Here is a 13411-nt window from a genome sequence, read left to right on the forward strand (position 1 = left end):
GTCGCCGCGCCAGCCGTCGGTGGCGGTCCAGAAGGTGGTGATGGGTCGGTCGTCGTTGCCGATGGCGAACAGGTCGAGGTTTCCGGGTTTCCGCGCTACCGCGGTGATCTGTTGTGTCCGATGGTCGATGAGGGTGTTGCCGGGCAGGGTCATCCAGTCGCCGCGCCAGCCGTCGGTGGCGGTCCAGAAGGTGGTGATGGGTCGGTCGTCGTTGCCGATGGCGAACAGGTCGAGGTTTCCGGGTTTCCGCGCCACCGCGGTGATGCGTTGCGTCGTGTGATCCAGAAAGGTGTTGCCGGGCAACGCCATCCAGTCACCCCGCCAGCCGGTCGGGTTGTCCGCTGATCCACTCGCGGCACTCCAGAACGTGGTGATCGGCCGCCCCTGATTGTCGATCGCGAACAGGTCGAGGACTCCGGGCTGACGCGCGATCGCGGTGATCTGTTGGGTTCGGTGGTCGATGAGAGTGTTGCCGGGCAGGGTCATCCACTCGCCGCGCCAGCCGTCGGTGGCGCTCCAGAAGGTCGTGACGGGTCGGTCGTCGTTCCCGATCGCGAACAGATCCAGATGCCCGGACGCCCGCGACACCACCGTGATGTGTTGTTTCGTGTGATCGAGCAGCATGGTCGCCTCTCCCATGGCAGGTGCCGTCAGATCATTTCGATGGGAAAGCTCTCGGTTCAGCGGTCAGGCCTACTTCGGACAGCATGCGAAGACGTGGGCTACCAGCCCGGCAGAGATACTACGCCCGCACCGGATATGGCCTGGGCTGATTCCGGTAACAGGTCGGTTCCGAGGCTCGGTTCACTACCGCGTGTCGGTCCAGAGCCTGACCGGCTGCACATCGTCTGGATCGGCCCACTCGGGTTGCGGCGGCATTGCCGGTGCGGCGTCCTTCTTCTCGTTTCGAAGGAACTGTTCGTACACCTTGTGTGCCTGCGTTTCCGCATCGGCGCGCGCGGCCCGGTACTGCTCGATGATGGTCCGCTCGAGCTGCTGGGTCCCCTCGGCGGCGGCGTGCGGCGCCAGCCTGATCTGGGTGATCTGCCCGTAGGCGTCCACCTCGATCGCCATGCTGCGGTCCGCGGCGCGAGCCTGGGCTCGGACCACGCCGATGGCCTCATCGATCTTCTCGGCCCGCGCGCGACGCTGGTCCACGTGCTTCGCACCCCTTCATCCGGATCGTCCATGCCGGGATGTCTCCCCCCGACTGCTCGACACTGTACCGACACCAAGCGTCCGATTGTTCGCAGTACATACCGACCGCTACTGTTAGCGATGCCATTGCCAGTGCTGGGGGATTCATGAAGCGAAAGCTGTTGGTGGGACTGTAGACATGGTTGCCTTCGATCCCGAGAAGTTGCGCGCGCTCGCCACCGATACCCGCACCCATGCCGGTGCGATCGGCAAACTGAGCCCGATCGGCGAGCACAACCGTGACGCTGCTCCCGGCGCGATGCCGTTCTCCGCCTTCGCGAACAACGTCGGGTTGGTACTGAAGGCGATGGATCGGGTGGTGGCGCTCCATCAAGGCAGGCTCGACCAGTTCGCGACTCTGACCGACAACGCGGCCGGCACAGTCGATGGGATGGAAGCGGCGAATGTGGCCGGATTCAAGGGGATCAAGTGAGCGGTGAGAAGATCACCATCTCCACGGTGCTCGGGTGGAAGCTCGATTCGGCACGCTTCGCCGGCGCGGACGCGATGAACGCCGGTATCACCGTCGAGGCCGAATCCCTCAATGCCGACAAGGCGATTCAGGGTTCCGACTCCTACTTCGGCGAGGCCGCCGGTAGTGCCGCCCGCACCATGTCGACCAAGTTGAAGAACGAGGCGGTCACCACCGGTGACGTCCTCGATGCCATCCACAAGCAGATCGACACCACGGCCGCCGCACTGCAATCGGATATCAAGAGTTTGCAGTCGGCTGTCGACGACGTCGAAGACTCGGAGTACAACCTCTTCTACGACGACGAGACCGGTGACGTGAAGTCATACGACTCGAACTGGGAGACCATCAAAAAGCATTGGGGCAACCCGGCTTCCGTCGCCTGGAAGACCGCCGAATGCCTCACCTTGGGTGCGAGTCTCAAGCAGGCGTTCTGGGATGTGCAGGCAACCGACAAGATCGGCGCGCGCGACCTGGCCACGCAACTCGAGCACGTGTCCGATGATGTCAAGCTGGTGCTGGCCGGTATTCCGGAGGACGCCGCGCTCAGGGATATTCTCCTGAAGTATCAGGTGGACACGACGAAGTCCGAGATCGTTGTCTGGCCCGACTCGACCCTGCTGAACCTGATCAGAATGTCCAAGCCCGACATGCAGCCGGTAGAGATGACGGTCGAGGAAAAGGCCGCCATGGATGAGCTCTGCAACCCGCTGTATGGGGGAAATCCGTTGAACTACATGAAGTTCAACGACATCAAGGACGAAGCGGAAGAGTTCGGGAAGAACAACAAGTACACCGAAGTGAATCCGAAATCGAAGGATGACGGTCACGGGGACGCGGCCCGGCATGCCTATTGGAACGCGCGCATGACCCAGGAGTTCGGCGCCGACTGGGCGAAGCAGTACGCCACCGCCCATGAGGGCGTCGGCGGAAACGGTCCGCAGCGAGAGGCGATGGATCTCAAGAACAATGATGTGGGCCGCCAGATCGGTCTGGCGAACATGAACGCATCGAAGGACGACCTGAAGACGGCGGTCATCGCCGCGGTCGACAAGGGCGACACCGTCGTCATCCACAGTCCCAATGGGGACCAGGCTCCCGCCCAGATCGCCTTCAGCAATACCGTTCCCTGGACAGATACGAGGAGTCCCGAGCAAGTGGATATCCCACTTCCGGGCAAGGGAAAGTGAGTGCGAGGTAAGTGAAACCAGCAACGATCGTTGTCGGCATCCTGATGGTTCCGCTGCTGGCTGGATGTGCTGCCAAACCGGCAAAGCCCGCTGCGAAAACCTGTCAATCCGAAATCCGCCTCGACCGGGAGCCGCAGCCGCTCGGCTCGAGCAAGGCGCTGACGGCGGAACTCGAAACCGCCGGGCGAGGACATCAAGCCATCAGCCTCGGCGAGGTCGCTCACGCGGCAGGTTGGTCCGACGACTGGGACACGATGATCGAGGCCGCCGAAGCCTACAACGATGACTGGATGAACAAGACCGCGCAAACCCCAGCGGGCACCTGCTGGAAGGGGCTACCGCCCCGTATCGATTCCGAATATCCGGCGCCTTTCGGATATTACGTCTTCCTCAAAGACCGGCAGGTGGTGCAGTCCGTGGTGTGGCACACCGGCGACATGCCCCTACTGCTCCGTCCCAGCGAGCGGCTGACTCACGAAACCATGCTGAACGCCAAGGGCGGAGGACTCGCAACCTACTGAGGCCCTCACCGACGCCACGCTTCATCGAAAACTGTTGTGCCCAGGAGGGCGTCGGCGGAAACGGTCCGTAGCGAGAAGATGACATGAGCGGCCAGGAGGCCGATGCCATCCGCGCAGAATCTTCACATTCGGCGCAAAGCAACTCCACCCGCGATGCTTAGGGTCACTGGTTATGGAATCCAGTAAACCTCGGCGCCGTCACCGGCTGCGTCGGCTGGGGAAAGTGCTCTTGGTCGTGTTCTTGGTGCTCGGGGTCGTGGTGGCTGCCGGGTGGGCGCTCACCCCGTCGGTTGCCGACGCCGATCAGCGGGTCCGGGATCTGGCAGCGGATCGGCATTCGGCGCTGCTGTCCGATTCGGTGCCGGCGCGGTTCGCGACAGCGCTGCTGGCCACCGAGGACAGTCGTTTCCATGGGCATCACGGCATCGACATCCTCGGTATGGTGCGCGGCGGCCTCGGTCTACTCGGTTCCCGGGAGAGCGGCGGGTCGACGCTGGACAAGCAGCTGATCAAGATGCTGTATTTCCACGGTGACCATCCCCTGGTGGGCGCCCCCGAACAGCTGCTGCTCGGCGTCAAGCTCGACACCACCTACTCCAAGTCCCAGATCCTCCGGATGTATGTCGACGTCACCTATTTCGGTCACGGCTTCTACGGCTTGCAGGACGCTTCCTGCGGTTACTTCGGGGTGCCGCCGGCCCAGTTGAGCTGGTCCCAGGCAACGCTGCTGGCTGGGCTGCCCCAGGCTCCCAGCAACTACGACCCGCTGACCAACCCGGACTTGGCAGCCATCCGTCAGCAACACGTCGTCGACCGCCTGGTCGCGACCGGCACCCTGACTCACGAGCTCGCAACCGAAATCTCCCCGGCCGCATGGCATCTCACGACCACGCCGGGTTGCCACGACTGACCACCGGGCCTTCCGGCCGGGCGGCTGACACGCTCATCATTCCGACTGCTGGGTGAACCGGGCTTCGAAGGTGAGCAGGTCCGTGGGGACCCTGGGCCGAGAGACAACTGCGCCCCGGTGCCATCGATCGTGTCGGTGACATCCGGGGCGCGGAAGGGTGAATCAGCCCAGGTCCGGGTGGCCGACCCACTCGACAATCGTCCAGCCCTTCTGCGGGTTGCCCTTGAGGACGACGCGGCCGCCGTTGCGCATCGGATCGGTGCCGAGCTTGCTCTTGTCGGCGTTGCTCGCATTCATCATGGCCCAGAACATGATGGTGCCGCCGTGCGAGAAGATCACCGGGTTGGCGCAGTTGCGGCGCTGCACCTCGAGGAGTGCCTGATCGACGCGGCCGTCGAACTCGTTGCCGTCGATGGAGCCTGGAATGCGTGCGTTCAGGTCGCCGGAGAGCCACTTGATCGGCGCCTGAAGGTACCCGGACATCGCCTGGGCCTCCGGGGTGCCCTCGTACTCGCCTGCCTCGATCTCCCGGAAACCGGGCTGAACGTTGAGGCTCAGGTTGCGCTTCGCGACGGTCGGTGCCGCGGTCTGCTCGGTACGCACCATGTTGGACGCGAAGGCGCAGTCGTAATTCTTGTCGGCCAGCTGGGTGGCCAGATTGTCTGCCTGCGTCCGGCCGCGCGCGGTCAGGTCGGGGCCGGGCACCTTGGTGTCGATCAGGCCGGAGGTGTTACCGAGGGATTCGGCATGGCGCACCAGGGTGATGACCATTTCGCCGGCGCTGCTGCCGGAGCTGCTGCCGGAGTTTCCGAAGCCGATATCGGCGGACGCGACGCCGGTGGTAGCGGTTGTGGCCGCGACCGCGGTCGCCATCACCGCAAGGGACAATCGAAGAGATCGGATTCGCATGGGTGGGAATGCCTTTCATCGTGGCGAACGCCACTTCAGGTATGCCGAAGAACCGGAATTTGGGGTGTCGCGTCTCACAGAAGCAGCTATCTACCCGAATCAAATACGGGAAATCCCATTCATCGGGATCTTTCGCGCACCGGACCGCGCGCAGGCGAAACCACCTTGCGAGCGTCATGTCGACTCACGCGACCCGCTCACCCGGCCGTTCTCGATGCCGCCGATTCGTCAGGCGACCTGGGAAGATCGTCCGTCCCGTTCGGGCGGATCATGGCTGAACCGGCGGCAGAATCCTGACCGCCGCGAGCGTTTCCCCGGGGCGGTCCTCCGGTCAGTGAGTAGATATCGGAGGCCGCCATAACCGCTTGCCCCAGAGACTGTTCCGGGGACATATAGGGCGGAGTGCCGACTGTCCGGTCGATGTGGGTGAGCCGAGGTGCGGTGCGTGCCGACGATCGCTGGTTATGCCCCGGTACAAATTGTCGAACCGACACCATCCGGCCTCGGCGTTTGCCATCGGTCTCGACGGTGTTGACGCGGTAGAAGACTCGCGACCTGCGCAGACCTGGTTGTCGGTTGGTGCCCCCGGTCGGGTTCGAACCGACACTGTGCGGATTTTAAGGTGGACCCTCTCGACGTTTGTCCGTGATGGACCGCGTTGGTGCACAACGGATGCGCGCTCTGAGCGGGGAGATCGTCTGCTGGCGTCGTTGGTGGGGTTGGGTGAATCTGGCGCTTCTGCGGACTGTCTGCGGACGCGTGGCCCCGGTCAGTATCTGCTGCTACTGTGATCATGTACGCGCGGGAACGTTCGTACGTACCTCTGTAGCTCATTGGATAGAGCGCCCTCGTGCCAAGGGGGATGTAGCGGGTTCGAGTCCCGCCAGGGCTTGGGAGAGGCGCGGTGAGGCCACGGCCCCGCGCCTCTTCTGCTGTTCTAGGACGGGGCTACGGGCATCGGCGGATCCTGACTGGGGACTGTTCTTCTCCCTGCTTCCTCATACTGGCCGCTCTCTGTGGAAGGAAGTCGGGTCAAGGGTGGGCGGATGCCCATCGGCGTGCCGACGCGACGAAGGAGCGCCCTTGATGCGGCTTCCTGGAGCGAGACAATTGGGCCGATGAGGAGGCGGGGAGTTGCCATCGCAGACTACCGTCATCCCAATGACCGGTCTGTCAGTCGCTGCCTTCGCTGTCTCGATAGTGTCGCTTGCCTGGAATGTCGGGTTGTCGATCATCCGATGGCCACGAGTTGGTGTCGCAGTACGGCAGTCAGTCTCCATCGTCGTCGGTTCGTCCGCACCGCACCAAGAGACGTACCAACTCGTTGTGATCAATCGTGGTGCCGAGGCAGTGACGATCGCGAACGTCGGACTGCGTTCAGCTGATGGAGCTTTCGCGTTCGACTACGGAGTCGAAGCAGCCACGGCTGACCCGCTTCTCCCGAAGGGGGAAACGCTCCCGACTCGAATCGAGGGCCACGGATGTCTCCTGTGGGATTTTGATGAGTCCATGCTGGCACGATTCCCGCATGGCACGCAGGTTGTCGGCTACGCACACCGGTATCGGATGTTCGCGAGATGGCCGCGCAGCAAGAGGAGTGTGGTGAAGGAGACCGTGACCGTGATTCCGGTGCACAGAAACGGTGGAGTGCCTGCTCGGGCTTCTTCATAGGCACAGTGGTCTCGTCGGCCCGGCGGATGGTCTCCGCGGCTGGGTATGCCGGCCGATTCGTAAGCGGAGGCCCGTCCAGCCCGTCGGGGTCGGTTCTCAGGCCCGCCTGCTCCTTCGATCATGTCCGTTGCATGAAGCTGCCCATTTGGGATTCGGGTGGTGCGCTGGGGGCGCCGCAACGTGCCGACCCGCCGGGGTGCGAGGAGCGCATGCGACGAGTGCCCCGTCGCGGGTCGTAGCGCGGGGCGGCGCGCCCTGCGCGCCGCCTCTTGAAACCATAGAGGCAAATTCGGCAACGGGACGCGGGTGACAAGCGCGCATGGTCAGCCGTGACGTGCCGCTAGCAGGCTGGCTCATGCGACGACGCTGAAACCGTTCGCGCGCAAGCTGATCGGAGTTGATCGCAGCACGGCAGATCCCAAGCGTGCGAAACTCTGAGCATGGCGAACAACCTCCAGCCGGGCTACTACGTCCTCGCTCCGAACGGCACGGGTCGGGACTACCTACTTGTGCGCATCGACGGTACAGAGAAGCGGTTTCGCTGCCAGGCCGGATATGCGGTCCACCAGGTCGATTCTGGCGGAATTCTCTGCCTCCCTCTGGGGCAGCGGAATCAGTGAGGGCACCAAAAAGGCTGGGAATCAACCGGATTCGATGACCGAACCGAGGATCCCAGCCTCTAAAGGTGAGGGAATTCGCTATGGAATGTAGCGGTCGCCCCCGGGCCTGTCTCCGGGCTGCCATTTGGGAATTGGGCGTATGAGCAGATCTCCAATAGCCCGGACGCGTTCGGCAATGATGTCCAGCCGCTCGGGTCTCGTCTCTCTTGTCAGCGACCGGGTGATCTGGTCATCGTGCTTCCGGTAGTGCAGCCCGACTTCTCTGATGTAGAGGCCGGGAACCGCAGCTTGCGTAGCAAGAAGAAGTCCAGCATCTTCTGCATGGGGCATCGCCATCCATCCACCCATAGCCATCACCCATTCTCGACGGATACACAGCGTCGCTGGATGCACGGGCAGGTCATAGTTGTTCGCAAGCCAGTAGTCGAAAACCCATCCCCGGGGGATGAACGGGGTGAGATTCATTGGCTCCGTTTGGGCGGGAACAAGGCTACCGTCCTGTTGCAGGTCCAGCGCACGGCTGACGGCCCATCCGCAGGCGGGGCGATCCATGAGGGCGTTGATGCTGCGTGCCAGTGCGCCAGGGGTGAGGATGTCATCAGCGTCAAGCACTGCGATCAGCTCACCTCGGGACCGAGCGAGCGCGAGGTTTCGAGCCACGGCTGGCCCACCGAAAGGGCCGGTTGCAGGCTTGACCCGAGGGTCGGCTATCGCAGCGTCAGGAAGCGGAAGAGGCTCATCTTCGCCGTCAGCTTGAACCAGCCACTCCCAGTCCCAGCCGACTGGAAGTTGTTGCGCCAGAAGGGATTCGTATGCGGCGGCAAGGAAGTCAGCCCTTGACTGATAGCAGGGCGTGATCACTGATATCAACATCAGGGCGCTTTCCGATTCGTTGCCAGGGGTTGGAAGGCTCATCTCTGCCACCTCGTGAGATGCGTAGTGAAGACCAGCTGACTCCGGTCGCCAGGAAGGATGACATCCACAACTTCCACCACACGCCCGGTCACGTCCACTACTCGTTTCCGAATATCGAAGACTGCCGTCCCCTCGCGAGCCATCCCCAGCTCGTCAGCTTCTTGAGCAGTCGGCGGGCGCGTCTCAATCTCTTCGGTAATGTGGTCAACCTCTATTCCGAGGGTGAACAGCTGATGCTGTGTACCGCCGGGCCAAGGCTCGTTGTCGACAATCAGCAAGTCGGGGTTGGCCGCAATCATGTCGTATGGCAAGTACGAGCGACTGATATTCAGTGGGGCGTCCTCGACGTGCGGCCGGGTGCGGTAGTCCCGCTGGAGGATCTTCGTACCTGCCGGCACCTCGAACGCATCAGCCAGTTCGTCATCGGCGTAAATGACCTCGTAGTGCGCAGTGAATGACAGGCCGGGCATGGACAGGCCAGAATCTTGCTCGGTCGCGCCGCTAGTGCGCCGCACCGATTCGGGTTCGCGGACCCAGTTCTTTTCCCACTGATACCGCTCGTCGGTGCGTCGAACTTTGACGCGCGGCGCTCGAACAAATGTTCCAACGCCATGCTTGGCCTCGATCAGCCCTTCTGTGCGCAGGACGGCTAGGGCTTGCCGGACCGTCGGGATGCTGACCTTGAACTGCTCAATCAGGGCGGTTTCGCCAGGAACTCGATCGCCAGGGCGTAGCTCGCCCGACTTGATCCGTTGCCGAAGTTCGCCTGCGATTAGCTCATATTTTGATGGCACAACCGCTCCTCTCTCACTCGTTGAACTCATCATCTCATGTCCTCTGTAGGTCTTGACCGCAGGGGTGGAGTTCTGCTGTCCTATATAGGAGTTGTCCTACATAGGACGGCAGGACATAAGGAGTTCAACTAATGGCTATTGGCAAGGGTTTCCGGTTCCCGATCGAGTTCAAGACGGCGTTCCCGCAGGGACTGGTGCAGATGGGCGACATCACGCCGGCCATCAAGTACAACGCGGATCGCACGGCGTTGCCGGAGCAGGATTTCGACTTCGATCCGAAGAATCCGGGTGTCGGTACGCAGCTGCACATGTGGAAGGTGACGGTCTCGGACCCGAACCAGGACAAGGCCAAGCGGGCCTCGTTCGAGATCATCTTCACCGCTGAGGTGCAGCCGGTTCCGGTGAACGAGGAGCTGGTCCCCGGTATGGGGATGCGGTTGATCGAGTTGGAGGGGCTGACCGCCGAGCCGAAGGTGATGGGGCAGGCCCCGTATCAGTACCTCGGCTACATCTTCCGCGCGACGGGCATCAAGGGTGACACGTCGGGTGCGAAGATCCCGCCCGTCGACGTTCCCGCGTCGCGGCCGGCCCGTGGCGAGAAGGCGGGTGCGTGATGTCGGCGAAGATCTCGGTCGGCAACATGGACGACCAGCTCAGCGAGGTCCGCTACGAGGCGGCCTACACCTATCGCTGCGGGCCGAACGGGCGGCGGGGCATCGAGATCCCCGCGACGGTGGCGCTGCGGTTCAACAACGGCACGCTGCGTCTGGACATCGACGACGCTCGAGCCTTGGCGGACGGTCTGACGGTCGCTTTGTCGGAACACGCTGCGACTCTGAAGGATTCGGCTTCCGGTCCGAAGGCGGTGGCGTGATGGCGTTCGTCGATTTCGGTTACGTCGCCGAGTTCACCAAGGTCGAGTACCGGCCCGGAGTGCCTCTGCACGCTCTGAAGGCCATGGGTGTCGATCCCGCCGGGGATCTGCACGGGTACCGCCCGGAGGTCTGGGTTCGGTACGGCGAGAACGCCCTGCTCGTGCGGATGTTCATGGAGGACGTGGAGTCGCTGATTCAGGGCCTGGCTGAGGCGATGGCCGAGCATGTGGCGCAGGTCCAGGCCGGCACGTCCTTCGACCCGAAGGCGGGGCTGTGATGTCGACCTCCGAACAGCGTGCCCGTGCGCGGAAAACCCGCCGGCATGACGACGGAATGCCGGAGCGGCCCGTGAAGACCCGCCGTGGTCAGCGCGATCGTTCGACCAGCCCCGATCTGCTGCTGAGCTCGTGGACCTGTGAGGGCCAGCTGGAGTTGTTCGACATGGCCGAGGAGGTGCAGCGATGAACCGCCAGGATTCGCCGTCGATGTTCGTGCGTGGGGCGTTCGGAATCGCCCTCGCCCTGGTGGCTCCGGCGCTGATCGTCCCGGCGGCTGCGGTGCTGCTGGCTTTCGGTGATCGTCCCGAGCCGGCCGGCACGGAACCCGCTGCGGTGCTGGTGTCGAACCCGACCGGGCCGGCGTGTGTGATGTTCTGTGACGAGCCGTCGCGGACCTCGGATGCGCCGATGCCGACCGCTGATCCGGCGACCTTGTGCCCGCCGTTCTGCGAATTCGAGCGGTGGTGATCGACATGGGAATGCTCGAAACACTCAAGCGTCACATGCCGTTCCGCAAGGTCTCGGGCTGGTGCTTCGAATGGGGGATGCCGACCGACGAGTCGGACACCTCGATCCTGCGGCAGGCCGAGAACTACTGGGTGCCGCGCGATGACAACCTGCGCGTGCACTACTACAACCATCCGCAGCCGCATCCCGTTTCCTGGGAGGAACTCCAGCACGGTTCGGGCACGGTGGCGGCCCGCTTCGAGACCAGCAATACCGCGACGAATGGGCACGTGGTGCTCGTCGTGGGCGGCCATCACAAGGCCAATGTGCCGTGCTCCACACTGTGGATGGATCTCGATACGGCTGAGGAACTGGTGATCCAGCTGCTGGCCGCGCTCACCGACGGCCGCCGCTCCCAGGGTGCGCTGCTGGACCCGATTCCGTTCCAGGACACCACCTTCCAGTCCTGCCAATGCAACGACTGCATTGAGCCGTGGGCCGACGGGATGACGGGGTGGTGATCGACGATGCGGACCAAGGTCACGGCCAACCTGCTCACTCTCGGGCTGGCCGTGGCCGCCATCCTCGCCGTGGGGCTGGCGGCCTTCCGTCTCTCCTTCGTCGGCCTGCGTGAACTCGCTGTAGCGGCGGGGATTCCCGCCGGGGATGCCTGGCTGTTCCCGGTGGTCATCGACATCACCACCGCTATCGCCGCCGCCCTGGCACTCGCTGCCACCGATGACGATGTGCGGCAGTGGTTTTCCCGCGTCCTGATCGTGGGCACCGTGGTGAGTATCGCCGGCAACGCCCTGCACGCCGTCTTGCGTGGTCAGTTGCTGCCGACCTGGGGTTGCGTATTGGTCGTCTCGGTCGCCCCGATAGCGGTGTTCGCCGACGTCCACGGCCTGATCCTGCTCATTGCGTCCATGACGAGCATTCCGCGACCGGCGCCCGCGGATTCATCCCCGGCTCAAGCTGTCGTGCCCGTGAGTGCTCCGCCGGCTCCGGTGTACGTCGATGAGCCGATCCCTTTGGAAGCCGCGCCGGCTGATCCGCCGATGGTGGCGGTGTCGGTGGCTGTGAGTCCTCCGCCCCGTCCCGCACCTGTGCGCCCGATGCCGGTTCAGATGCCGATCGCCCGCCCGATCGTCCCGGTATCGCGTCCGTAATTGCTTGTCCTACTTCGTCTTTCCTGTCTTCCCTGAGGGGGTTGTCATGTCTCTTCTGTCCATCGCTCAGTTCGCTCTACCTGCTTCGGTTGGTCTGGGGGTGACCGCCTTGGTTGTTCCCGGTCCCTGGCATCGCCCCGAACCCGAAGCCCCGCCGTCGGTCGCCGACATCGTGGACGAGGCTCCGGTGGTGCTGCGGCCGGCGGTGGAGGTGTTCGCCAACCCGGAGCAGACCGACCGCATGTTGACCACTCTGAGCCTGGGGCACCCCGAGCGCGGGTTCCCCGGCTTCCAGGGCTGGAACTACGAGCGCCACGGCCTGGACGTGGATCTGTGGGCGTTGGGTGGGCAGACCTTCGACGACTGGTCCAACGACCACACCCGGGCGCAGTTGGCCACCTATCTGGGGGTGGAGCAGGTGACGGTGACTTCGCCTGCTCCGAGTTGGATTCGCCTGCATGTGAGGGTGCACGACACTCTCGCCGAATCGGCAGCGTTGCCGGAGTTGGCTCACAACGACGTGGACTTGCAGGCGGTTCCGATCGGCATCCGCGAGGACGGCACCGTGTGGACCCTGAAAATCCTGTACCGGCAAATCCTCATCGCTGGGGCGTCGGACTCGGGCAAGGGTTCGGTGCTGTGGTCGATCATCGCCGGCCTGGGTCCTGCGGTGAAAGCGGGTCTGGTCGACATCCTCTTGGCAGATCCCAAGGGCGGCATGGAATTCGGGCGCGGCGAGAACCGTCTGTGGAAGCGCTTCCACTACACCGCTGAAGGCATCCTCGAAATGCTGGAAGAGGCCGTGAAGGCGATGCACGAGCGCGCGGCGCAGCTGAAGGAAGCCAAGATCCGCAAGTTCGTGCCCTCCGTGGACTGCCCGCTGATCGTGATCATCATCGACGAGTACGCGGCCATGTCGGCGTTCGCGACCCGGGAGCAGATGGAACAGGGGATGCGGCTGATCGGGCTGCTGCTGACCCAGGGTCGTGCGGTCGGGTTCTCGGTGATCGCGGCCGTGCAGGACCCGTCCAAGGACACCATGCCCAACCGGCAGTACTTCATGACCCGCATCGGCCTGCACCTCGACGAGGAAGGCCAGAACGACATGATCCACGGGCGGGGCGCGAAGAAGCGCGGCGCGTACTGCCACGAGATCCCCACCACCACACCCGGTGTCGCCTACGTCGGCGCGGACGGCTCGACGGACTTCGTGCGGGTCCGCGCCTTCTATATCAGCGACGACGATGCGGACGCGATCATCGAAACCTACGCGGTCGCACCTGAAATCACTGGTCCCACAGAGGATTACAGCGGGTTCGACCCTGACGACCTGGGCGACGAGACCCCCGTGGACGGGTTCGGCGAGACGGGAGCGGCGGCATGAGACCGCGACTGTTGGACCTGTACTGCTGCGCGGGTGGATCTGCCGTCATCTCCTGCCCG

Annotated in this window: 17 protein-coding genes; 12 read left to right on the top strand and 5 right to left on the bottom strand. The window is 63.7% G+C overall.

All coding sequences use genetic code 11. From position 1 onward, the window contains the following. Together ACFRAQ_RS02670 and ACFRAQ_RS02675 are read right to left on the bottom strand one after the other, a co-directional pair. On the bottom strand, nt 1-624 hold a 624-nt coding region (locus ACFRAQ_RS02670; RefSeq protein ID WP_379093164.1), incomplete at its 3' end, for a hypothetical protein. A 183-nt stretch (nt 625-807) separates the two neighbouring features. Further along, the gene (locus tag ACFRAQ_RS02675; protein WP_379093167.1) at nt 808-1158 is read right to left on the bottom strand and encodes a YbaB/EbfC family nucleoid-associated protein; all 351 of its coding nucleotides are present in this window, start codon (nt 1156-1158) and stop codon (nt 808-810) included. A 178-nt stretch (nt 1159-1336) separates the two neighbouring features. Between ACFRAQ_RS02675 and ACFRAQ_RS02680 the strand changes: the two genes are divergently transcribed. The 4 genes from ACFRAQ_RS02680 (at nt 1337) to ACFRAQ_RS02695 (ending at nt 4290) form a co-directional block, all read left to right on the top strand. Continuing rightward, the gene (locus ACFRAQ_RS02680) at nt 1337-1630 is read left to right on the top strand and encodes a hypothetical protein (protein ID WP_379093170.1); all 294 of its coding nucleotides are present in this window, start codon (nt 1337-1339) and stop codon (nt 1628-1630) included. Next, nucleotides 1627-2859: a DUF6973 domain-containing protein gene (locus tag ACFRAQ_RS02685; protein WP_379093173.1), complete on the top strand. Its 1233-nt coding sequence runs from the start codon at nt 1627-1629 to the stop codon at nt 2857-2859. The genes ACFRAQ_RS02680 and ACFRAQ_RS02685 overlap by 4 nt, the downstream gene beginning before the upstream one ends. A gap of 11 nt (nt 2860-2870) precedes the next feature. Continuing rightward, complete coding sequence (locus tag ACFRAQ_RS02690) at nt 2871-3380, top strand: hypothetical protein (protein WP_379093176.1); 510 nt, start codon at nt 2871-2873, stop codon at nt 3378-3380. Nucleotides 3381-3615: 235 nt separating this feature from the next. Then, on the top strand, nt 3616-4290 hold the full coding sequence (locus tag ACFRAQ_RS02695; protein WP_379095756.1) for a biosynthetic peptidoglycan transglycosylase: 675 nt from the start codon (nt 3616-3618) through the stop codon (nt 4288-4290). 162 nt (nt 4291-4452) lie between these two features. Here ACFRAQ_RS02695 and ACFRAQ_RS02700 read toward each other — a convergent pair whose 3' ends face one another. From ACFRAQ_RS02700 to ACFRAQ_RS02710, 3 genes are all read right to left on the bottom strand, one after another. Continuing rightward, complete coding sequence (locus tag ACFRAQ_RS02700) at nt 4453-5163, bottom strand: histidine phosphatase family protein (RefSeq protein ID WP_379093179.1); 711 nt, start codon at nt 5161-5163, stop codon at nt 4453-4455. Nucleotides 5164-7568: 2405 nt separating this feature from the next. Beyond that, nucleotides 7569-8405: a glycosyltransferase family 2 protein gene (locus ACFRAQ_RS02705; protein ID WP_379093182.1), complete on the bottom strand. Its 837-nt coding sequence runs from the start codon at nt 8403-8405 to the stop codon at nt 7569-7571. Further along, the gene (locus tag ACFRAQ_RS02710; RefSeq protein ID WP_379093185.1) at nt 8402-9199 is read right to left on the bottom strand and encodes a GntR family transcriptional regulator; all 798 of its coding nucleotides are present in this window, start codon (nt 9197-9199) and stop codon (nt 8402-8404) included. Before ACFRAQ_RS02710 ends, ACFRAQ_RS02705 begins: the two co-directional genes overlap by 4 nt. Nucleotides 9200-9330: 131 nt before the next feature. Here ACFRAQ_RS02710 and ACFRAQ_RS02715 point away from each other — a divergent pair, with 131 nt between their 5' ends. The 8 genes from ACFRAQ_RS02715 (at nt 9331) to ACFRAQ_RS02750 (ending at nt 13352) form a co-directional block, all read left to right on the top strand. Further along, nucleotides 9331-9813, top strand: coding sequence for a hypothetical protein (locus ACFRAQ_RS02715; protein WP_379093188.1), 483 nt, complete (start codon nt 9331-9333; stop codon nt 9811-9813). Next, a complete protein-coding gene (locus ACFRAQ_RS02720; RefSeq protein ID WP_379093191.1) occupies nt 9813-10073 on the top strand; it encodes a hypothetical protein in 261 nt (86 codons plus the stop codon). The genes ACFRAQ_RS02715 and ACFRAQ_RS02720 overlap by 1 nt, the downstream gene beginning before the upstream one ends. Further along, nucleotides 10073-10351 (top strand): hypothetical protein, encoded by a 279-nt coding sequence (locus ACFRAQ_RS02725; protein WP_379093193.1) that lies wholly within the window; start codon nt 10073-10075, stop codon nt 10349-10351. The genes ACFRAQ_RS02720 and ACFRAQ_RS02725 overlap by 1 nt, the downstream gene beginning before the upstream one ends. After that, nucleotides 10351-10539, top strand: a complete 189-nt coding sequence (locus tag ACFRAQ_RS02730) for a hypothetical protein (RefSeq protein ID WP_379093196.1) — start codon at nt 10351-10353, stop codon at nt 10537-10539. Before ACFRAQ_RS02725 ends, ACFRAQ_RS02730 begins: the two co-directional genes overlap by 1 nt. After that, nucleotides 10536-10820, top strand: a complete 285-nt coding sequence (locus tag ACFRAQ_RS02735; RefSeq protein WP_379093199.1) for a hypothetical protein — start codon at nt 10536-10538, stop codon at nt 10818-10820. The genes ACFRAQ_RS02730 and ACFRAQ_RS02735 overlap by 4 nt, the downstream gene beginning before the upstream one ends. A 5-nt stretch (nt 10821-10825) precedes the next feature. Then, on the top strand, nt 10826-11320 hold the full coding sequence (locus ACFRAQ_RS02740; protein WP_379093202.1) for a hypothetical protein: 495 nt from the start codon (nt 10826-10828) through the stop codon (nt 11318-11320). 6 nt (nt 11321-11326) lie between these two features. Next, entirely contained in the window at nt 11327-11968 is a 642-nt protein-coding gene (locus ACFRAQ_RS02745; RefSeq protein ID WP_379093205.1) for a DUF2637 domain-containing protein, read from the top strand. A gap of 109 nt (nt 11969-12077) precedes the next feature. Then, a complete protein-coding gene (locus ACFRAQ_RS02750; protein ID WP_379093208.1) occupies nt 12078-13352 on the top strand; it encodes an FtsK/SpoIIIE domain-containing protein in 1275 nt (424 codons plus the stop codon). Nucleotides 13353-13411: the final 59 nt, after the last annotated feature.

The sequence above is a fragment of the Nocardia sp. NPDC056611 genome (genome assembly GCF_042792755.1).
In the GTDB taxonomy this organism is placed as follows: Bacteria; Actinomycetota; Actinomycetes; order Mycobacteriales; family Mycobacteriaceae; genus Nocardia.

What these genes read in the sequence shown, in the direction of transcription:
- ACFRAQ_RS02680 (WP_379093170.1), top strand. Translation starts at nt 1,337, where the DNA reads ATGGTTGCCTTCGATCCCGAGAAGTTGCGCGCGCTCGCCACCGATACC.
- ACFRAQ_RS02700 (WP_379093179.1), bottom strand. Translation starts at nt 5,163, where the DNA reads ATGGCGACCGCGGTCGCGGCCACAACCGCTACCACCGGCGTCGCGTCC.
- ACFRAQ_RS02705 (WP_379093182.1), bottom strand. Translation starts at nt 8,405, where the DNA reads ATGAGCCTTCCAACCCCTGGCAACGAATCGGAAAGCGCCCTGATGTTG.
- ACFRAQ_RS02715 (WP_379093188.1), top strand. Translation starts at nt 9,331, where the DNA reads ATGGCTATTGGCAAGGGTTTCCGGTTCCCGATCGAGTTCAAGACGGCG.
- ACFRAQ_RS02720 (WP_379093191.1), top strand. Translation starts at nt 9,813, where the DNA reads ATGTCGGCGAAGATCTCGGTCGGCAACATGGACGACCAGCTCAGCGAG.
- ACFRAQ_RS02725 (WP_379093193.1), top strand. Translation starts at nt 10,073, where the DNA reads ATGGCGTTCGTCGATTTCGGTTACGTCGCCGAGTTCACCAAGGTCGAG.
- ACFRAQ_RS02730 (WP_379093196.1), top strand. Translation starts at nt 10,351, where the DNA reads ATGTCGACCTCCGAACAGCGTGCCCGTGCGCGGAAAACCCGCCGGCAT.
- ACFRAQ_RS02735 (WP_379093199.1), top strand. Translation starts at nt 10,536, where the DNA reads ATGAACCGCCAGGATTCGCCGTCGATGTTCGTGCGTGGGGCGTTCGGA.
- ACFRAQ_RS02740 (WP_379093202.1), top strand. Translation starts at nt 10,826, where the DNA reads ATGGGAATGCTCGAAACACTCAAGCGTCACATGCCGTTCCGCAAGGTC.
- ACFRAQ_RS02745 (WP_379093205.1), top strand. Translation starts at nt 11,327, where the DNA reads ATGCGGACCAAGGTCACGGCCAACCTGCTCACTCTCGGGCTGGCCGTG.